At 30.1% G+C, this 21,154-nt stretch carries 16 protein-coding genes and 1 other RNA gene; all 17 read left to right on the top strand.

Translation table 11 applies throughout. The annotated features are described in order from the left end of the window. Positions 1–40: 40 nt before the first annotated feature. The 17 genes from ssrS to D7D81_RS10955 all read left to right on the top strand — a co-directional run bounded on the left by ssrS (position 41) and on the right by D7D81_RS10955 (position 21,061). Positions 41–218: non-coding RNA, 6S RNA (gene ssrS, locus D7D81_RS10875), on the top strand. A 165-nt stretch (positions 219–383) separates the two neighbouring features. Next, positions 384–965: a 5-formyltetrahydrofolate cyclo-ligase gene (locus tag D7D81_RS10880; RefSeq protein ID WP_125989923.1), complete on the top strand. Its 582-nt coding sequence runs from the start codon at positions 384–386 to the stop codon at positions 963–965. After that, positions 961–2,298 carry a replication-associated recombination protein A gene (locus D7D81_RS10885; protein ID WP_502700026.1) on the top strand — a complete coding sequence of 446 codons (1,338 nt, stop codon included), beginning with the start codon at positions 961–963 and terminating at the stop codon, positions 2,296–2,298. The genes D7D81_RS10880 and D7D81_RS10885 overlap by 5 nt, the downstream gene beginning before the upstream one ends. 36 nt (positions 2,299–2,334) lie before the next feature. Next, positions 2,335–2,961, top strand: coding sequence for an IMPACT family protein (locus tag D7D81_RS10890; RefSeq protein WP_125989927.1), 627 nt, complete (start codon positions 2,335–2,337; stop codon positions 2,959–2,961). Positions 2,962–3,080: 119 nt separating this feature from the next. Beyond that, on the top strand, positions 3,081–3,518 hold the full coding sequence (locus D7D81_RS10895; RefSeq protein ID WP_125989929.1) for an RrF2 family transcriptional regulator: 438 nt from the start codon (positions 3,081–3,083) through the stop codon (positions 3,516–3,518). Between the two features lie 12 nt (positions 3,519–3,530). Next, complete coding sequence (gene nifS / locus D7D81_RS10900) at positions 3,531–4,700, top strand: cysteine desulfurase NifS (protein WP_205739182.1); 1,170 nt, start codon at positions 3,531–3,533, stop codon at positions 4,698–4,700. A gap of 34 nt (positions 4,701–4,734) precedes the next feature. Continuing rightward, positions 4,735–5,121, top strand: coding sequence for a Fe-S cluster assembly scaffold protein NifU (gene nifU, locus D7D81_RS10905; RefSeq protein ID WP_125989931.1), 387 nt, complete (start codon positions 4,735–4,737; stop codon positions 5,119–5,121). 398 nt (positions 5,122–5,519) lie between these two features. Then, complete coding sequence (locus D7D81_RS10910; RefSeq protein ID WP_125989933.1) at positions 5,520–6,029, top strand: hypothetical protein; 510 nt, start codon at positions 5,520–5,522, stop codon at positions 6,027–6,029. Between the two features lie 168 nt (positions 6,030–6,197). Beyond that, the gene (locus D7D81_RS10915; RefSeq protein ID WP_125989935.1) at positions 6,198–7,082 is read left to right on the top strand and encodes a hypothetical protein; all 885 of its coding nucleotides are present in this window, start codon (positions 6,198–6,200) and stop codon (positions 7,080–7,082) included. Positions 7,083–7,181: 99 nt separating this feature from the next. After that, entirely contained in the window at positions 7,182–9,287 is a 2,106-nt protein-coding gene (locus D7D81_RS10920; RefSeq protein ID WP_125989937.1) for a GLUG motif-containing protein, read from the top strand. Between the two features lie 45 nt (positions 9,288–9,332). Next, positions 9,333–10,961, top strand: coding sequence for a toxin-antitoxin system YwqK family antitoxin (locus tag D7D81_RS10925; RefSeq protein ID WP_125989938.1), 1,629 nt, complete (start codon positions 9,333–9,335; stop codon positions 10,959–10,961). Between the two features lie 119 nt (positions 10,962–11,080). Next, positions 11,081–11,935: an MATE family efflux transporter gene (locus tag D7D81_RS10930; RefSeq protein WP_125989940.1), complete on the top strand. Its 855-nt coding sequence runs from the start codon at positions 11,081–11,083 to the stop codon at positions 11,933–11,935. Positions 11,936–11,979: 44 nt separating this feature from the next. Further along, complete coding sequence (locus tag D7D81_RS20290) at positions 11,980–12,477, top strand: MATE family efflux transporter (protein WP_164522221.1); 498 nt, start codon at positions 11,980–11,982, stop codon at positions 12,475–12,477. A gap of 59 nt (positions 12,478–12,536) precedes the next feature. Continuing rightward, on the top strand, positions 12,537–14,783 hold the full coding sequence (locus D7D81_RS10940) for an ankyrin repeat domain-containing protein (RefSeq protein ID WP_125989942.1): 2,247 nt from the start codon (positions 12,537–12,539) through the stop codon (positions 14,781–14,783). 140 nt (positions 14,784–14,923) lie between these two features. Further along, a complete protein-coding gene (locus tag D7D81_RS10945) occupies positions 14,924–15,235 on the top strand; it encodes a hypothetical protein (RefSeq protein WP_125989944.1) in 312 nt (103 codons plus the stop codon). 171 nt (positions 15,236–15,406) lie between these two features. Next, entirely contained in the window at positions 15,407–16,999 is a 1,593-nt protein-coding gene (locus D7D81_RS10950) for a hypothetical protein (RefSeq protein WP_125989946.1), read from the top strand. 192 nt (positions 17,000–17,191) lie between these two features. Further along, positions 17,192–21,061 carry an ankyrin repeat domain-containing protein gene (locus tag D7D81_RS10955; RefSeq protein ID WP_164522222.1) on the top strand — a complete coding sequence of 1,290 codons (3,870 nt, stop codon included), beginning with the start codon at positions 17,192–17,194 and terminating at the stop codon, positions 21,059–21,061. Positions 21,062–21,154 lie beyond the last annotated feature (93 nt).

Genomic DNA, 21,154 nt, shown 5'->3' on the forward strand with positions numbered 1-21,154 from the left:
GACAGGGTTTTTATGATAGTATATATTTAAATTAAGAGTGGTTGTTCTACTGTGTGCGTGATGATTATACAATTTTTGACCAACACCTACACATAGGGAGCCTGGACTCTATCTGCGGCGCATATGCCTTTTTTGCAGGACATGTAAACCAGATAGGAGGGCACCCACCTGGAAGATAGGGATCAAAAACAGTGATCACACGGCATGGTGGAACATACGAAAAACTAACCATTAAGGTTAGTTTTTTTATAGGCATAAGATACTATAATTTGTATAATTATAGATAAATATATTATAAAAAACTAGTTGTTATAGATTAGCTAGTAATTTGCTTAAAATAGTATTATAATTAGATTTGTAATTATTTTAAGGTGGTGATAAATATGATAGATAAGAAAAAATTAAGGGAAAAATATTTAGCTAAACGCAGCTCACTTACAGCCGGACAGGTTAAAAAGGCCAGTGATAAAATAGCTGCTAAATTTTTGGATATAGTTGATAGAATAGCTGCTGAAAGGATTATGCTCTATTATTCCTTTAGAAATGAAGTCATTACCCATGATATCATAGATAAATTATTGGTTCAAAATAAGAAGGTTTTTCTCCCTTATACAGTAGTGGCTGAAAAAGAGCTCCAAATAAGTCGGATAAATGATATAAAAGAAGATTTGATTGAAGGGGTTTATGGGGTTATGGAACCAAGGAAAAAAGAAAATCAATCTATCAAAGATTTAGATATAGTTGTAGTTCCGGGAATGGTTTTTACTAAAAAAGGATATCGATTGGGTTATGGTGGTGGTTATTATGACCGTTTTCTATCCCGTTTATCAGAAATGACCCGGACAATTGGATTTGTATTTGATAGTTTTCTGCTGAATGAACTTACACTTGAGGAGCATGATTTACCAGTTGAAATGATTATCACTGAAAAAAATATTATTGATTTCAGGGGTGATGATTATTAATCTCTTTGAACAAAAACAATCTGAGGAGATGGCAGATAAACCATTGGCTTTTCGCATGCGTCCCCGTACACTTGATGAGGTTTATGGGCAGGAAGAGATTATAGGTGAGGGGAAATTGTTAAATCGGGCTATTAAGGCAGACCGTTTACAATCACTAATTTTTTATGGACCTCCTGGTACTGGAAAGACAAGCCTGGCTTATGTGATAGCTAATCATACTGAGGCAGATTTTATTCGTTTAAATGCTGTAACATCTGGTGTGAAACAATTGCGTGAAGTAATTAAACGGGCAGCTAATAATTTGTCATTACATAATCAAAAAACAATTTTATTTATAGATGAGATTCACCGTTTTAATAAATCTCAACAGGATGCCTTATTACCTGCTGTAGAAAAAGGGACGATAATAATGGTAGGGGCTACAACAGAAAATCCTTATTTTGAGGTTAATTCACCATTATTATCACGTTCCAGGATATTTAGTTTGAAACCACTGCAAGATAAAGAAATTATCTCTATCCTGAAAAGGGCCCTTAGTGATAAAGAACGGGGGTTGGGTGACTATGAAATAGGTATTGGAAAGAAAGAGTTGGAATATATAGCTGACTTAGCAGCTGGTGATGCAAGGACTGCCCTAAACGCCCTGGAATTAGCTGTCTTGACAACCCCTCCTGATGAAGATGGTTTAATAACAATAAATAAAGAGGTAATTGCTGAATCACTACAAAAGAAAGTTTTAAATTATGATAAAAATGGTGATAATCACTATGACACTATTTCAGCTTTTATTAAGAGTATACGTGGTTCAGACCCTGATGCAGCATTATTTTGGTTAGCTAAGATGATAGTGGCCGGTGAGGATCCTAGATTTATTGCCAGGCGCGTGATTGTTCATGCTGCAGAAGATATTGGGCTGGCTGACCCTGCGGCATTAGAGATAGCAGTGGCGGCTGCTCAGGCAGTTGAACATGTTGGTTTTCCAGAGGCACGAATACCCCTGGCTGAAGCAGTTCTTTATCTAGCCACAGCACCTAAGAGTAATTCAGTAGTAACAGCTATAGATACTGCAGTGAATTATGTGCAGAATAATCCTACTGGTTCTGTTCCATTACATCTGCGAGATGTCCATTATCAAGGGGCAGAAACCCTGGGACATGGTAAGAAATATAAATATCCTCATGATTATCCAGACAATTATGTTAAACAACAGTATCTACCTGATGGTTTAGATGGTTTAGAGTTTTATCAACCTGGAACAGAAGGTAAGGAGATTGCAATAAAAGAAAGAATGATAAAACTGTATAAAAGAAATGTTGGGCGGACAGATGAGTAATATCTTTCTTTGGTATTATCAAAAGGAGTGATAGGGGTGGAAGAATATTTTTATACAGCAGCCAGTAGGATTGAAGTGATAAATAAAGTAAAAGATAGTAAGTTTTTTGCTAGTATAGCCCCTATAAATAATGAAGAAGATGCGAATGACTTTGTTGGTAATATTAAGAACAAATATCATGATGCTAGCCATAATGTTTCAGCATATAAACTGGGTACTGGTGATCAGGCAATAAAATATTCTAATGATGATGGTGAACCAGCTGGATCCTCTGGGCCTCCTGTATTACAGGCTATTGAAGGTGAAGGTCTTAGTAATACCGTGATAGTGGTAACACGGTATTTTGGAGGTACTAAATTAGGTATAGGTGGTTTGATAAGGGCCTATGGTAATAGTGCCAAACTTGCTATTAAGGAAGCAGGCATTAAAAAGCTTGAACTATTTGATAAACTTATTATTTCAGGAACCTATCAATTAATCGGTACTATCCTGGGTCAGATTGAAGCAGTAGGTGGTCAGATATTGTCTACTGATTATAAAAATGATGGTGGAGATATAAATGTTTTAATCAGACCTGTAAATTATCAAACATTGGAAAAAAAATTGATCGAACATACTGGTAATAAAGTGGATATAAGAGTTGTTGAAAGGGTTTATTTATAAGATTTAGAGGAGTATTTTTTAAGTATTTGGGAAAAATTATTGACAGTTTGTAACTACTATGCTAAAATAGTATTAGAAAGTTGATAAGATTACTAGGAATTCATACAGGGGTGACAGTTATGAAGATTTCTACCAGGGGAAGATATGGTTTGAGAGCGATGATTGACTTAGCTGTACATGAGAACATAGGGGCAATCCCTTTAAGAGAGATTGCTGAAAGGGAGAAAATATCTGAACAGTATTTAGAGCAGTTGTTTGCTAATTTGAGAAAATCAGGACTTGTTAAGAGTGTGAGAGGAGCACAGGGGGGTTATCTGTTAAACCATCCAGCTGAAGAAATTACAGTTAAGGATATTATAACAGCACTGGAAGGTCCGATTGCCCCTGCTGAATGTGTAATAGATGATAATGATTGTGATTATAATAGTAATTGTGTTACACAGAAACTCTGGATACAGGTTAAGGAGAAAATTGATGAGTTTTTTGATTCAGTTACTTTAGCCAGCTTAAAGCGAGATTATCAAGCTAATCAAGGGAATTTTATATACCATATCTAAGGGGTGATAATAATGAACAAGATATATTTAGATAATGCAGCAACAACACCTGTTGCAGAGGAAGTATTTGAAGCCATGAAACCATATTTTACTAATTCTTATGGTAATCCATCAAGTGTTTATACAACTGCTCAGGATGCTGCTATGGCTGTAGGTGAAGCGAGAGAAAGGGTTGCACGTTTACTTGGTGCCAGTAGTGATAGGGAGATTATCTTTACTTCAGGGGGTACAGAGGCCGATAACCTGGCTATTAAAGGGACTGCGATGGCTCTTAAGTCTAAAGGGAAACATATAATTACATCAAAAATTGAACACCATGCTGTATTACATGCCTGTCAATACCTTGAAAAGTATCTTGGTTTTGAGGTTACTTATCTGGATGTTGATAAAAAAGGGTTTGTTGACCCTATTGATGTGAAGGAGGCAATTAGAGACGATACCATACTGGTTACAATAATGATGGCCAATAATGAAATAGGAACTATAGAACCTATTAAAGAAATTGCTAAAATTACACAGGAAAAAGATGTTTGTTTCCATACTGATGCTGTGCAGGCAGTTGGTCAAATTCCAATAGATGTTAATGATTTACAGGTAGATTTATTATCATTATCGGCTCATAAAATTAATGGCCCTAAGGGTGTGGGTGCCCTATATGTTAGAAAAGGCAGTAAACTTACACCTCAAATGTCAGGTGGTGCCCAGGAATGGAAACGCAGAGGTGGTACGGAGAATGTACCGGGTATAGTAGGTTTAGGAAAGGCTGCTGAATTAGCCTTAGAAAATATGGATAATAAAAATAAAAGAATTAAGAAGTTGAGAGATAGATTGATATCAGGTATAAATAAGGAGATTGATGATGTTATTTTAAATGGTCCAGAAGGTGAAAAACGCTTACCCAATAATGTTCATTTCTGTTTCAAATATATTGAAGGGGAGTCTATTTTATTAAATCTTGATATGTTGGGTATTGCTGCTTCAAGTGGTTCAGCTTGTACTTCTGGTTCTCTTGATCCATCACATGTTCTTCTGGCTATTGGACATCCACATGAAATTGCTCATGGCTCATTAAGACTTACCCTGGGAATTAATAATACTGAAGAAGATGTTACTTATCTACTTGAGGTATTACCGGGAATAATACAGAAAATCAGGGATATGTCTCCATTATATAGTGTATAATTGACATAATCGTTCAATGAAAGGGGAGGTTATAATGTATTCTGATAAAGTTATGGAACATTTTAATAATCCGCGTAATGTTGGTCAGATAGAAAATGCTAATGCTGTAGGTGAGGTAGGGAATGCAGTCTGTGGAGATATTATAAAACTCTATCTTAAAATAAAAGATGATGATGTTATTGAAGATATAAAATTCAAAACCTTTGGTTGTGGGGCAGCAATTGCTACCAGTAGTATGGTTACCGAATTAGTTAAAGGTAAAAAAATAGATGAAGCACTCCAGATAAGCAAAAATACTGTTGCTGAGGCTCTGGATGGTTTGCCGCCTGCTAAGATGCATTGTTCTAACCTGGCTACAGATGCCCTTAAAGATGCTATAAAAAATTATCATGGTAATAATAAGAGCAAAGGGGATAAATAGTTGAGTATTAGATAACAATAAATATTTGTTTAAATAAGAGAATAAAAGGGTCCAGGGGTTATAAGTTAACCCCTGGACCCTTTTACTTTGAGTAAAAAATTGCTTTATCATATTTGATGATTATAATTTTATTTATTAAATGAATAGAGTATATTATTTTTAGAAATTTTTTGCAGAACAGTGATATGATTCTAAAGACCTATTAAATCTTTTTATATATAAAGATATAATAGTGATTGTGTTTGTGTAAATTTATTAAATTTGCTATAATTTCATTTTTTTTATTCATAATGCGGAGTACCTGTGGTATTTTGTTTTAATATGATTTTTAATTATTTAACCATATTATTAACTGGAGTATAGAAACTTAACACAGATCTATAAAGGAGATTTTAAAATTGTATAATAAGCGATTTGAACTTGTTTTTCTATTTTTAATAAGTATAATACTATTGTTATTAACTGCCTGTGAATCAGTTCCAACTGATGATATTTTAATTAATAATTTTAGAGAACATAAAAGTGATTTCAAGAAATTAATTACTATGTTTAGGCAGGACAAAGAATTGGGCTATATTTCTCAAAAAATAATCTCTCCTATGGATGCTGTCAGTGAAGAAAGGAAAAAAGAGTATAGGGATTTATTAAAAGAATTAAAGATTAAGCAGATAAAAAGCTATGATAAGAACGAAAATATTGCATTTAATGTCTATGCAGTAGGTCTTAGTGTAACAGGTGCAGCCAAGGGCTATGAATATTGGGGAAAGCAAATTCCAGCACATTTAGAGCTGGTTAGAAACCTGGATGAGGATTACCAGAAGGAGAGAGAAAAGGATGAACCTTTAGCATATTATAAATTTAGACATATAGAAGGACATTGGTATTTATATTATAGTGTTGATGATTAGGTTCAAAAAACCTTTTTGATTATAGTTGTCTTGACGAGTAGGATTGATTTCGTTATTATCAGTGATTTTAAAGAGGGTATGAGGGGAGAGTGGAAAAAGTTAAATTTTAGTTTAGAAAAAAGTATTATATATATTTATAAAAAATCAAAAAATTGAGAGGTATATATTATGTTGTTAATTTTATTCTCGTTATTAAGTTGTTTAGTTGGAGTAAGTATATTAGTTGGAATTAAGATTCTTATTGGGTTTGAATTGACTTCTTTAAGTTTATTTTTTATAATTCCTGTTGGTTCAATAATTTCTGGTGCGATAATGACTTCTGGATATTCATTAGGGATAAAACGATTAAATATAAAACCTGCCAAGAAACAGATTAAAGTATTGATAATAATTGCTATTTTAATGTTTTTTCTTGTACAATTTGGGTATTATCAGGTGACTTATATAGATGATGATTATAGTTACAATTATAGGTTCAAAGGGAGTCATGTTAGTGAATTCTACTTTAAAGATACAAACCAAGAAGTAAACTTTTTTAACTTTTTGACTGATAAAGTAAATTCTCAATCAATAAGTTTTAGTCATAAAAGGCATACAATAGGAAATGTAGAAGGGAATAAGTTTGTAAACTGGTTATTTTTTGCGTTGGATTTTTTCGGTTTTTTATTTGGCGGATATGTTGTATACAGTGCTTTTATTGAATCTGCTATTTATTGTAAAAAGTGTAGTAAATACATGAAAGAAAAGGAATTACTAAAGATTGTTGATAATATTCAGGAGCAGATTAACAATATTATAGAGTATTGTGATGAAAAAACTGAGAATTCATCAAGAATTATGGAAATTATTGATTCAAATCCATTTGAAAGAGAGAATACTAGTGAAATCTTTGCCAATGGAATATTACATTATTGTCAAGAATGTCATGAAGGGTATTTGTGTTTTGAATTTTATATAATAAATGAAAAAGGTAAGTATAATCATAATGAAGAATCTGATGTGAAAGTAAGACTTAGCAGTAATACAGTTAGTGAAATACTTAATAGTATTTAATTGTTAATCAATATGATTATTATTTGTTCTGGAATATTTTGTAATTTTGAGTATCCAGTATTAAAGTAAATACTATAAAACATAAAGAGGGGTAGATGAATGCGAAAATATAATGTAGTATTATTTATATTTATTTTAGTGGCTATTATATTTAATATTACTGTCTTTAACTGTAATATTAAAGCTTATGAGGGAAATAGGTTTAAATACATTGGTCAGGGAACTAAAGAAGACCCATTTATTATAGATTCATTTTCAAGGCTTGAAAAGATAGGAACAAAGGGTTATCCATTAGATGCACATTATAAATTGGTGAATGATATAGATGCCAGTATTACAAAAAGTAAAGATTATAACAATGGTAAAGGCTGGGATCCGATTGGGGAAGTAAATGATCTAAATAAAGGCCTGTGGAATGGGTTCCAGGGAGTGTTTGATGGTCAAGGGTATGCAATCAGGAATTTATATATAAATAGACAAGAGGATGCTGTAGCTTTGTTTTCTGTACTTGATGGAGGGGTTATAAGGGATTTAAGTTTAGTGAAAGTAGATATTACAGGGAGAAATAAAGTTGGAGGATTAGTTGGTATTAATGATCGTGGGACTATCACTAATTCCAGGGCTATAACCAGGGGTACTGTTAAGGGAAAGATATATGTAGGTGGATTAATTGGGTATAATAATGGAGATATAGAAGGGTCTTATACTGGAAATTGTGTTCAGGGATATCAAGCAGGAGGATTGGTTGGGTACAATGAAAGTGGAACAATAAAAAATTCATATGTTAATGGTGATATTGAAGGCAAATATTACTCAATAGGGGGATTGGTTGGTTATAACGAAAAAGGGAGAATTGAAAATTGCTATACTATAACCAGGGTTGAAGGAATGAAGCGTGTTGGAGGTTTAGTTGGTTCAAACCTTGGAATTTTAAGTGAATCTGAAGTTATAGGTTATACTAAAGGCAATATTTCTGTAGGGGGTCTGGTTGGAGAAAATCAAGGGATAATAGAAAAAAGTTATGTGAGTGGTGAAATCAAAGGACTTGGGCAAGTTGGAGGACTAGTTGGATCAAATTATAAGATAATAAAAGATTCTTATACCACTAGATTATGTAGTATCCAAGCTGAGCAAGTTCTAGGAGGTCTGGTTGCTGATAATTTTGGGTTGATTGAAAAGTGTTATACTGACAGCAGTCTTAAAGGAATAAAATTTTCAGGTGGTTTAGTTGCCAGTAATAGTGGAACTATATTAAATTCTTCGGCTTCAGCAAATGTTGTTGGTAAAGAAGGAATTGCTGGTTTAGCAGTTTATAACAAAGGCATTATAGAAAATAGTTATTCCAGAAGTACTATTCAAGGTAATAATGCTGTGGCAGGGCTGGTTCTTATTAATGATAGAATGATCAAAAATACTTATCATACAGGTGAAATTAATACTTTATCTTCTAAAACCTGCGGACTTGTTTTTTTGAATAATGGTGAAGTAGAAAATTCTTTTTATAGTAAGAGTTCAGCAGTTTATTCTGATGGGGGAATTGGTTTTAAGGCTTCACAAATGGAACAAGAATTTATATTTGATAATTGGGATTTTAATGAAATTTGGGCTATCAAAAATGGTAAAAGTTATCCTTATCTCCAATGGCAGTCGGTTGCCAATAAGGTTTTTGACTTTATAATTGAACAGGAAGGTAAAGAAATAAAAGTAATTAACAATGAAGTTACCTTAAAAAAGAAACCCTTTAAAATTAAGGTGTTTTTTAAAGATGAAGTTGGTATTTATATCCATGCTTCTTTAAAAGCAGAACTCTATAATAAACTTAAAGATAACCCAGTTTTTAATAGACTTACTGTATGTGGTGGTGGGAGTATTGCTGTATATGATGATAGTACTACCTTGTATCTTACAAAGAATACGTATAAGAGTCTCCAAAAGTTTGATTTGCCTGAGTATTATTATTTGTTTTACGAAGAAGGAAGAACCCGCTTTGACGATATAATCAAAACAGATGATCAATTGATTGGGGAAAAAACATTTGATACAATTTGTATTCTAGATATAGATAGTCCTGAAAACCTAACTACACCAATAAAAGAATTTAGTCAAAATGTTTTTTATATGTATTTCTTAACAAATGATAAAGAAAGATATAATTTTTTAAAGGTCAATTTTATACCAGGTAAAAGTCGTAGTACAGAGTATTAAAAAGAAAAGTTAGACTAGATTAGTTAAAAGGGGATATATAAGTATATGTTAGAATACATTAAGGGATTTATTACTAAAAATCCACAGGTTAAAGAAAAGTTTGAGGAAAATAAGTTCAATATGTTAGGTATTGTTATTATTCAACTTTTTTTCAATTATCTATTTATTTTTCAATTTTATCATACCGGTAAACTCTTTAGTAGTATACCTATTATTCTTTTCAATTTTATTTTTATTTATTTCTTGTTAATGTGGCTTTGTTTCGATTTATATAAGGGAAAAAGTACAATTTTAACCTCAGTAGGAGGGGTTTTTGTATTATTAACAATGGTAACAATTATTACTTTTTTAGTTTTTTCCAGTGAGGTATCTGTATCTGTCTGTACATATATTAATTTTGATAATAAAACAGTTTCTATAGAATGTGATGATCCAATTGATGGATATCCACTTAAACCAACAAGAACGATAGATATATTTTCTGATAAGGGAGATCGTAATTTAATAAAGACAACAGTAGATAAGGAAAAAATGTATAATAAGAATGGTATATATTATAAAAAAGGTTCTTTTACTCCTTTCAGTGGTGTATATATTAAACTCGACCGGCAAGGGAAAAGGGTTGTAGAAGGGACAGCTTTTAAATTAGGGAAGAAGACTAAGACTAAAAAGTTTACAGTAGATAAAGTTACTACTGTTTGGTTTAATGATTATGATTCTGACCACGGTATAATATATCGGAAGCGAAGTGCTAAAGAATATGATAAGGATACAGGAGTAAAGACAGATATAGATTATAATAATTATAACGAGGAAATAGAAGCAATTCGAAAATATAAAGAGAATTCAATAGACCATTTCTATTATGCTAAATATGAAGATGGGGTTTTAGTCAGGGAAGAAATTAATGATGAAAAGATTAATTTATATTATGATAATGGTCGACTTGCTTTTGCCGGGAAATTATCCGGGGAATATGTAGATAGTGAGGTGGACCATTATTATAAGGATGGACAAATAAAATTCCGTGGTTCAGTATCAGGAGCCGAAGCCCCTTCTATTTATGATCTTAATAAACTTAAATATGAAGATAGTTATGAATTTATGATTACTATAATTACTGATTTTTCAACGGATTTTAATGATAGTACTGGTGATATTTCTGTGAATACTGAGATTCAGGAAGTACTTGCTGATCATAGTTGGTATGATGATCAAAATGGTTTTTCAGCTATTACAGATTTTAAAAAGGGTATGACAGGATATTGGGAATTTTATTATAAAAATGGACAGTTAAAGGCTGAGGGAAACTATTCCAAGGGAAGCCATTTCGGTCTATGGAAGTTTTATCACCCTAATGGTCAACTAAAATCCAGGGGTAGATATTCTGCCTATGGTGTAGAAGAGGGTGCTTGGGAATACTACTATGAAAATGGACAGTTAAGATCTAAAGGTTTATATAGTGAAGCCCAACCTCCTGAAAAGAACTGGTCTATAGATTATACACTTGGAGAACCAACAGAATTTAAAGAGCCTTTGAAAAGCTGGGAATGGAAATATTACTCTAAAGAAGGTAAGTTAATGGCAGAGGGTAATTATAGAGATGGAGAAAAAGTTGGCAAATGGCTAGTTAGGAAAGAAAAAAATAGGGAGTTAGAAGAAGTTGCGTTTTAATCGAATAGTAAGAAAATATAAACTTATTATTCAGGAAAATGGGGTTGGAAAAAACACGTGGAGAATTACCCTGGATAGTTAAAATAATATAAAATGAGAAATAGAAAAGGCTTTTAGATATGAAAATAATCGGAGTGATGAAAATTAGTACAGTAATATTCACTAAATTAGAGGAATTGGAGAATAAGGGTTTAGGTAAATTGTTTATAAAATATTTTCTCTGTGGTTTATGTTTTTATTTACTTACTGGATTACTGGGAGGATTAGAAACATTTATAGATGGATATTTTGGGAGTATAAGATTAAATGGTATTTTAAGTGCTAACCGCTTTATAAGCCTATTTTTATCTGCTGGCAGTATTATAGGTATTGGTGGAAGTGTTTTGTTAACTATAAAATTGGGATTAAAAGATAAAGAGAAAGCAGAAGAAATATTGGGAAATTCTATTAGCCTATTGATTATCTTTTCTTTTATATTATTGTTGATAGCTTATATTTATAAAGATTATTTTTTTACTGAACTTATCTGTAGTGGTGATAAAGAGATAACAATTATGGCTACAAACTATTTTATAGCCAGATTATCTGGGATTACTTTTATCTTTATGGCAGAGTATTTAATTCTATTTATTCTTGCATTAGGAAATCCGATAAAGGCTTTATTATTAAAGTTGATTTCATTTTTATTAAAGATAAGTGTTTTATTTATATATATTAAATTTGATTTAGGGATTATCTATCGGGCTTTATTGTTTAACTTGTCAGACCTAATTATAGTATTTTTGATTTTAAATCATTTTACTAAAAAGGAGAGTAATGTCCCTAAATTAAGGTGGAATAAATTAAAATTAAGAAAGATATCTTTAGATATTCTTCTTATTGGTATATTTCCCTATTTGTTCTTTTTAAGCCAAACTTTTTATAATATATTTATAAACTGTTTTACTAATTCTAGAGCAATTAGTGAGTATTAGTTTAATAAATACAAATCTATATATACCTGTACTTTCACTACTTAGTGTTTTTTCGCTGGCTTAGACCTATTTTTACTTATAACTATACTAAAAATAATTTTATTAGAACAAAGAAATTATTATTTAACTGTGCTTTAATTTTACCTTTATTAGTATTAATTTTATTAATTCCACTAATATTTTTTAAAAATATCCTGAATTTATTTGTTCATGACCTAAATATGATTGATACGGCAAGAAGGATTCTTAATTCTTATATTTTTATAATTCCCCTTCTTTTATTCAAAGGTATTATCTTTGTTTATTTACAATCAATAGCTAAAAAATTAAAGTTGGCGGTAATTTATATAAGTAATATGTTATTACTTATTGTACCCTTATATATAATGTGGCGTTTTCATATTGAAATTGAATTTAATGGTTGGTTGTTTTTAAATATTGTAATTGCATCTTTGATGTTTATTATTTCTTTAATATTTTTTATCACTGAATTAAAAAGTTTAAAGAATAAAACAGTTTTATATGATAATACTTCAAAATAATAAAAAATAATATTATTTTACTCCTAATATTAAAATTACAACTAGAAAGAGGTAGAGGGATGAATATGAAAGAAAGAAATTTGATGATTAAGAACTCCCATTTAATATTTAGTTTGCTCTTATTATTATCAACTATTTGGATGCTTGAAGTATCGCAAGGTAGTTTAGTAAGTTATATTTCATTGAAGGGACATAATGGAATGGCCTACTTTATTAAGTCCAGGTCTTATCCCTTTTTTATTTTTTTATTGCTGTCACTTTTCTCTATAGTAAAGAGAAAGGTAAAGTTAACTGATAAGTTATTATATATTATAGGTAGTTTAATATCTTTAGTTTATTTGATTCCTGTATTTTATAGAGGTATATATTGGGGAAAACTTGTATTTGATAAGGAATTTAGTTTAAAATTGGCCACAGTTTCCGTGGTAATAATTGGAACTATTATTTTTCTTATTATTTTTAAAGAATTAAAACAATGCGAAAAGCTTATTTTTTGGGGAGCCTTGATAGTGATGGCTGGCTTAGGGATGGAAGAATTTGAATTACCAGTAGTACTAAAATCATTGTCTAAATTTTTTGGAGTAAGTCCCAGGTATTATGTTGAGAAGTATTATATTTTTGCAATAGCTATATTATTCCCTCTAGTGGTAATAATGAGAGACTCTAAAGCTAATTTCATTAGTAAACTATATCTTTTATTATCCGGTCTAGCGATAGGGGGATTAAGTTTTTACTTTTTTAGTTTTTGGCATGGGAGATTGTTATTAGGCTTATTTGGTTTAGCATCTTTTGCTTTATTAGCATTAATCCCAGTAATAGTAGATTTAAAGAAAAGAAAAGGATTAATATCTAATGGAATATCTTTAAATATAATATCTTCTATAATAGCTCTTTTTATTTATACTAATTATAAATATCTACATTATCATAATAAATTTGTTAATATATTAGCTGTTATAGAATTTATGATCTTAATAGTAGCTTTTATAAGTTTCTATTTGTGGTTAATTTATAGATTGCCACAAAAAATTAATAGTAAAAAACTAATTTTATCTAATGTTTATTTTCTTATTGAGTTATTAATATTAAAAGAATATTTAAATATAAATTTTAAGTATTCTTTTTTAATAATCTTCATACTCATAATTGCTAATATAATATTGGTTTTACATAAGGGATATTTTAAGATTAAAGATATTAAGTTTAAAGTTGATCCTAAAGGGTATTTATTTCTGATAATGTTTTTAGCCTTATCTATAATTGGTACTAGATTTTATTTAAGTTTTAAGTTATATGATGAAATTCATGATACTAGAAATGAAGAATTAATGATAAAATATTTAAATTTTGGGGCAAAGGCGAATAAATATCTGTTGGATAAAGCAATCGAGTATAATGAATTTGATTTAGCAGAAAGGTTAATAGATAAAGGAATCAAACCTGATACTAATTCCTTAGAAAACTTGATTGGATATATGTATTATGATAGGAAAGCGGCAATAAAGTTTATAGTTGAACAGGGGATAAAACCAACTGAAAGGCTTATTAATAATTTATTACTAATAAAGGTAGATAATGACCTTGTTAATTATTTGATAAAGGCAGAGAGTCAAATCAGTTATAAATCTTTACTTATAGCTGCAAATAATTATCCAGTAGAATTAACAGATAAGTTATATCAGGCAGTTAATATGAAAGAATATGAAAAAGCAAAGATTGATCATTTAAGTTATTTAATTATGGTTAAGAAGAGGGATCTAATAGCAAAGTTATTAAAAGAAGAAATAGATATTAGAGAACGTGATTCTGAAGGATATTATCCAATGGGTAGATTAATGAAAAAAGCTGATAAAGAATTGTTAGATTTCTTAATAAAGCAGGGATTGGCTTTAAAGGGAGATTTAGAATATAAAGATGAGCTATTATACTCAGCTATTACTACTTTGAATTTTGAATTTGTTAAGTATCTAATAGAAGAACATGGTTTAGGTAGTGAAGAGTCAAATGTCTTATTTAAAATTCTTTATTTTGATGATTTCAATATAATAGATGTTAAAGATATAATAAATTTTTTAATAGATAATAGAATTGGATTTGCCTATGAAGATAATGAATATTATACAAATCCAGTTACTATGGTAGCATTATTAGATTTAAGTGAGGGAGTTAAATTGAATTTTTTAAAGAAGTTAAGTAGAAAAGGAATAAGAATCAAACGGGAAGAGAAGGAATTTCTTCTGCAAAGGTGTCAGAAAGAAGGAAAAGGTGATTTGATAAAGATTATAAAAGGGATTAAAGATATTTGATATAAATTGAGTTTAGATGATAGTCTTGAAGTTAAAAGATTTTAAGCATACTTAATATTGTATTTTTGATTTACAGTTTTTCTTTGCAATATTAATTATACAACCAAAAAATTTAAGAATAAATTAGTTAGGAGTAAACAATGATAAAAATAATCAGTAAGAGTATTTTGATATTTAGTATATTAATTATGTTATCTATGTCAGCAAGAGCAAGCCATACTTTTACATATTATGGACTGATTGATACATACCCAGTAACAATGATATTGGTATTTAATGAAGAGGGCAAGGTGACAGGAAGATATTTTTATAATAAATTTAAAAAAGATATTAAACTAGTAGGTGAGTATCAAGATGAAGAGATGACTTTATATGTTAAAAATGAAAAAGGGGAAGTAATAGAACGATTCTATGGAGAGGAAAATAGAGAGCTTATAAACCAATTTAAATAAGAAATAGAATAAAGTTAATCTGCAAATATATTTATTTTGTTTTCATAACTGTTATGTATTTATAATTCCACTTCTTTTATTCAAGGTATCATCTTTGTTTATTTATAATTAATAGCAAAAGTAATATATTTTACTTCTAATTGAATCAGAAAAAGCAGTAGAGGTGATATTGTGAAAACTAATATTAAAAAGATTATCTTGTTAATGGTAGTTATTATTTTAATAGAATTCTCTAATTCTAGAATAATATATTCTTTAGATAAGAGTATAAATGAAGATATTTGCTATGAAGAAATATTAAGTATTAATTTAATTACGAATAATTCAAAAATAGATTATTCTTTAAGGAATAATGGTAAAAGCATTTTAAGAAGGGCAGGTATTGAGACTTTTACAGTTGATGATAAAGAGAAAATATATCTGTCTAATTTTGCCACAGGAAAGATTATAGTTTATTATAAAAATAAATTTGAGCAGGAAATTGATATCTCTAATTTTTATCAACCCAGGGATATAGGTATTAATAATGATTTATTATACATATTTGAGGATCAGGGTAAAATAAGAGAGATTTTTCTTGAAGATGGACGTGAATTAAATGAATATGATATCCCAACTATGATTAAAACGGCAATTCAGGAAGGAAATAAATTTAACAAGACTATGCCTATAAGATTAGTCAATAACTATCAGGATAAACAAATATCTGTTTTATATGATACTAATTTTCTTAATTTATTTAGAAGTGGAGAAAAAAAAGAAATAAATATGGATAAATTTAAGCTGAATTTAAAAGGGCAGATATATAAACAGTTGATAGGGATTGATGAGCAGGGATATATATATATCCTGGGAACAGAGGTAAGAGATAAAAATGACAAAATTGAAATCAAAGAACGAATTTATAGGTTTAACAATACTGGAAAATTATTTGGAATAGCTGATACTGTTGATGAAAAAAATTATATTGTTCCATTTAAGTATTTAGATATTAATAAATCGGGGGATGTTTTTCAATTATTGGTAAAAAAGAATAAACTTAAGGTTTTTAAACTTAAATTTAAAGAAAACAGTGACTTGAAAGTACTAGAAGCGGCTAATAAAACACAAGATATGATTACTATTGATAATTTTTCTTCAGTGGAAGATAAGTATTTAGCAGTTAGAAAAAATTTATATAATAAAGCTATTGAACTTATTAATTTAAAATGGACTTATGACCCTAAATCTAATACAAATAAACTAAGTGATGTTGTAACACCAATTTATTTAAAAAAAATAAAAGAAAAACGAGAAATGACAGGAATACCGTATTGCTGGGGAGGATATGATTCCCTAAAAACTAAAAGCAAGAGTCAAAAATGGGACAACTTTGTAGATGCAGTTAGCAAAGGGGCTATTGTGGGTAATGTAGGGGTTACCCTTAATTATGTACCTCGAACAACTGGTCTGGATTGTTCAGGACTTATATCAGTTGTTTTAGATTTGGATTCTAGAGAGCCTTCCTGGAAGTTTCTTTACAGCAGTCAATTGGCCGAGAAAATTACTTATAATCAATTGGCATTAATGGATATGCTTGTTAAGAATGGACATATGTTTTTTTATGTTAATAAAAATAATTATGGAATAACTTCTATTGAAACCAATACTGTAGGCAGCCAGTGGAAGGTTAAATTTTTCAATTGGTCCTGGAGGGCTTTAAGGGATATGAATTATAGTGCTAGAAGATATAAAGGTTTATCCAGGAAACGGCAAATGAACTAGAATATAGTAAAACGCCTTTAATGTTATCATTATCATAGTAAGTCGATTGAGCTAAACCGATATAGTCCAGTACAAATTCAGCAAGTAATTTTTTGAGTTGATCATTTTCTGTGACTAATCTTAACAAAGAGTAAATAAGATATAAGAATTAATTTAACTCATATTAAACTAGGTGTAACGATGGAGGTAATTATGAAACACAAATGGATTATATTGTTTTCAGTATTTATAATTATTTTGCTTAGTAACATAAGTTTTGCGAAAGAAGAATTGAATATTTTGTGGGATCTTGAGTTGGATAAAACAATTAGTTCAAATCTGGCTATTACACAAAATGGAAATATAATTATAGCTGCTCGAAATAGTTTATATTCTATCACAAAAGAAGGAAGTATTAATTGGCAAAAGAGGGTTGACGATCTAGATATAGATTATTTATCAGTGGGTAGTGATAATTCTATTTATATAGTTGAAGCTTTAAATAATCATCTTTATGCACTGGGTGCTCAGGGAAATGAAAAATGGAGTTTTGATGATAATCGAGATTGTTTCAATGGTATTAGTTCTATACCTGTACTTGGTAAAAATGAGATTTATATTTCAAAAGAAGATCAAAACTTATATGCTCTTAATTATGATGGAGAATTAACCTGGAAGGTTAATGTTGGAGCTGAATATAAAACACCTACTGTAATATCTGATGAGATTATTTATATAGGGAATGTAGCTTTAGATAAAAATGGAGAAGTTTTATTTAAAATAAATCAAGATAGTGAATCTAATTATATCATTGGAAAACAGGGGCTGGCTTATATAAATTGTTCTAATGTTTATGAAGGTGGTGCTTATCTTTATTCGGTTGATAGTTTTGGAACATTGAAAATGTTGGGTAATTTAGACAAGAAATATAATCGTTATGATGGAGTAATTGATAAGCTGGGGAATATATATATTGCTGATGGTCAAAGATTAGTATCTTTTGATCCTGTAAAGGGCCAAAGATGGGAGTATGTATTAGATGATGATTATTTAACTCCAAGTCTGCTAATAGGAGAACAGGGATTATATTTCTATACTCAAAAGGGCTGGCTTTATTTAGTTAGTTTTGAGGGTAAATTTAAAGAAAAGATAGAATTAGAATCTGTCATAAATTACGATAGCAACATGATAATGAATAATAATGGGATAATCTATCTTGGATTAAATGAGAGCTTATATGCAATAAAAACTATGTCTATGGGTTTGCAAGAAGGTGCTTACTGGCCGGTCTGGGGGCAGAATGTCAGGGCTACATTCAGTACTGATGCTAGTATTACTCCTAAAGAGGCTAAGAGTATAGCTGATGTCCATAATTTAGTTTTAAAAAAATATAAACAGGATAAAGATCCTTCGACTGCAAAATATCGATTAGAAATAGCAGGAATCAAAGACATTTTGGAATCACAACCAACAGGGCTGGCTAAGAATGAATGGATTAATATTTTAAATGATTATGCATTTTTTATAATAGAAAGCTATGATTTGTCTGATGATGAATATTTAAGAATCAGTGATAAGATGACCGAAAAATTAGATTTAGCAATTGAAATATTAGAGAAAGTAGTGGAAGAATCTCCAGATAGGGCGGTATCTTATTTAAATCTCGGTGATGCTTACTTTAAAAGATCTAGATTGTTGGATTTAGGTAAAATACAAGAAAACTATCTTAAGTATCAGCAATTAACTAATAAAAAGTTAAGAGGATTTAGAGAAGAAATATTAGAAATACCTAAAGATATAGATATAGCTACCTTTATTTTAAATCATTATAATTATAAGTTTGAGTATTTAGGTAATAAATTAGATATAAATAATGATGGAATTCAGGATAAAATTAATTTTTCAGCTACTGTTCCAGATTCTTTCGGAGACCATGAGATAACCTTTAATATTGAAGATTTAGGTTCATTTCTTCATGGAGGTAAAAATAGGGGGTATCACAATGATGAGAGTTATGAATATTGGTATACTAAGTATTCCATAGTTCCTTTTAGAGGTAAAGTATATATTTTAAAAAAATTTGAAGGCAACCCGGTTGGAATGATTTTCCACGGAAAAGAGGTCTTGACTTTTAATAATGAGATAATAAAGTACCCCTCATTTGTTAGAGATGAAAAATATCTTGAATTAATAGAAGATATTAAGGATAAGAATGTTCAATACTATAATTTCCCCGATAGTGATCTTGATACTGAAGATATTATGAAGTATATAAGTCCACCAAGAAGTAGTGATATCTATGATCCTACAGCAGATTATATAGATTTAAATAATGATGGTCAATTAGAATATGTCGGGATATTTACTGCAAGTAGTATGGCTACTTTTGCCAGTGGTCCCTGGGGTAAGGGGTATATCTTTATTTTTGATGATAATAGCAAGAAAATAATAAGAGATGAATTAAATCAAGAATTATGGAGATTAGAAACAGACTGGCAAATAGATGTGTTTAAATGGAAAGGCGAGAATTTTATTAAATTGAAGGATGAAATTTTCAAATTAGAAGATGGGAAATTGGAAAGTATAATTAAGTATTCTTATAAAACGATTACTACTCTAGATTTTCCGGAAGGCTTAGAAGTTAATTTTGAAAAGAATTTTTCAGGGAAGTTAGGTCGTTATGGTGTAAAGATGTATTTAAAAAGAGATGGGGATAAATTAACAGGTTATTATTATTATACTAAATATAACAGAAAAATAAAATTAATAGGAACTATTAATTATGCTAATTTCGAAATGGAAGAATTTGTTAACGGGAATAAAACTGCTTCTTTTACAGGTGAATTTAAAACTAAGAATCAGATTATTGGTAAATGGTATTCCGAAAATAAAGATAAAGAGTTTAAGTTTGAGCTCTATAATGATGAACTGATAAATGCAGCAAAATCTGGAGAGGTCGAAGAAGTAAAAAAATTGATAAAAAATGGAATTGATATTAACGCCAGAAATGATTTGGGTAATACAGCTTTAATAGAAACAATTAAAGAAGGGGATTGTAAAATAGTAAAAATATTGTTAGAAGCAGGAGCAGGTGTTAATATTAAAAATGATCATGGCCAGACAGCTTTAATGGAGGCAGCCAAGAAAGGATATTATAAGATTGTAAAGTTATTATTAGATAGTGCTGCTGATATTGATCTTAAATGTTCTAAGGGGAATGCTTTAGTCTTTGCAGTAGATTGTGGAAATTCAGGGATAGTAAAATTATTGCTAGAAGCGGGAGCCAATGTTAATGATTATAGTGGTTGGGATGCTTTAAGGAAAGCATCACAGAAAGGATATTCTGAAATAGAAAAATTATTGTTAGAAGCAAGAGCTGATATTAATGCTACAGGTGATGAAGGCTGGACAGCTTTAACCTGGGCGGCATCTAAAGGGTATCTTGAAATGGTAGAAGTATTATTAGAAACAGGAGTTGATGTCAACTTCAGAGATGATAATGGTTGGACAGCCCTAATTTGGGCAGCATATAAAGGATATCCTGAAATTGTAGAAGTATTATTAGAAGCAGGAGCTGATGTTAATTTCAGAGATGATGATGGTTGGAGTCCTTTATTATGTACTGTACATAAAGGAAATTTTATAGCAGCAAAACTATTATTAAAAGCAGGGGCTGATGTTAATGTTAGAGATGATAAGGAGTGGACGCCTTTAATTTGGGCAGCAGGTTATGGTTATCCTAAAATAGTAAAATTATTAATAGAAGCAGGAGCCAGTATTGATGATAGACTAGATGGGGATCTAACTATTTTGATGCTGGCATTATTCAGAGAGAATTGGGAAGTAGTAAAAGTGTTAATAAAAGCGGGGGCTGATGTTAATGCATTTACTAATGAAGAGCATATAACTGCTTTAATGATAGCAGTAGTACAAAATCATCCTCAAATAACAAAACTTTTAATAGATGCGGGAGCTGATCTCGGTGCAAAACATAAAGATGGTTTGACTGCGTTAGATTATGCAAAAGCTAATAATAGTAATGAAGTAATACAAATCTTACAAGATGAAGGGGCAAAAGAATAGTGTTAAAATTACCCTTGTGTTAGATCTTCTTTTTTTAAATGCAGTACTGATTTTAAAGAATAGCATATCAATTATTTCAGGAATATTTTTATT

The organism is Halocella sp. SP3-1 (assembly GCF_003953885.1).
GTDB classification, from domain to species: domain Bacteria; phylum Bacillota; class Halanaerobiia; order Halanaerobiales; family DTU029; genus Iocasia; species Iocasia fonsfrigidae.

Excerpts from the sequence above, each read along its gene's own strand:
- D7D81_RS10880 (WP_125989923.1), top strand. The coding sequence starts at position 384 with ATGATAGATAAGAAAAAATTAAGGGAAAAATATTTAGCTAAACGCAGC.
- D7D81_RS10895 (WP_125989929.1), top strand. The coding sequence starts at position 3,081 with ATGAAGATTTCTACCAGGGGAAGATATGGTTTGAGAGCGATGATTGAC.
- nifS (WP_205739182.1), top strand. The coding sequence starts at position 3,531 with ATGAACAAGATATATTTAGATAATGCAGCAACAACACCTGTTGCAGAG.
- nifU (WP_125989931.1), top strand. The coding sequence starts at position 4,735 with ATGTATTCTGATAAAGTTATGGAACATTTTAATAATCCGCGTAATGTT.
- D7D81_RS10915 (WP_125989935.1), top strand. The coding sequence starts at position 6,198 with ATGTTGTTAATTTTATTCTCGTTATTAAGTTGTTTAGTTGGAGTAAGT.
- D7D81_RS10920 (WP_125989937.1), top strand. The coding sequence starts at position 7,182 with ATGCGAAAATATAATGTAGTATTATTTATATTTATTTTAGTGGCTATT.
- D7D81_RS10925 (WP_125989938.1), top strand. The coding sequence starts at position 9,333 with ATGTTAGAATACATTAAGGGATTTATTACTAAAAATCCACAGGTTAAA.
- D7D81_RS10930 (WP_125989940.1), top strand. The coding sequence starts at position 11,081 with ATGAAAATAATCGGAGTGATGAAAATTAGTACAGTAATATTCACTAAA.
- D7D81_RS10940 (WP_125989942.1), top strand. The coding sequence starts at position 12,537 with ATGAATATGAAAGAAAGAAATTTGATGATTAAGAACTCCCATTTAATA.
- D7D81_RS10945 (WP_125989944.1), top strand. The coding sequence starts at position 14,924 with ATGATAAAAATAATCAGTAAGAGTATTTTGATATTTAGTATATTAATT.
- D7D81_RS10955 (WP_164522222.1), top strand. The coding sequence starts at position 17,192 with ATGAAACACAAATGGATTATATTGTTTTCAGTATTTATAATTATTTTG.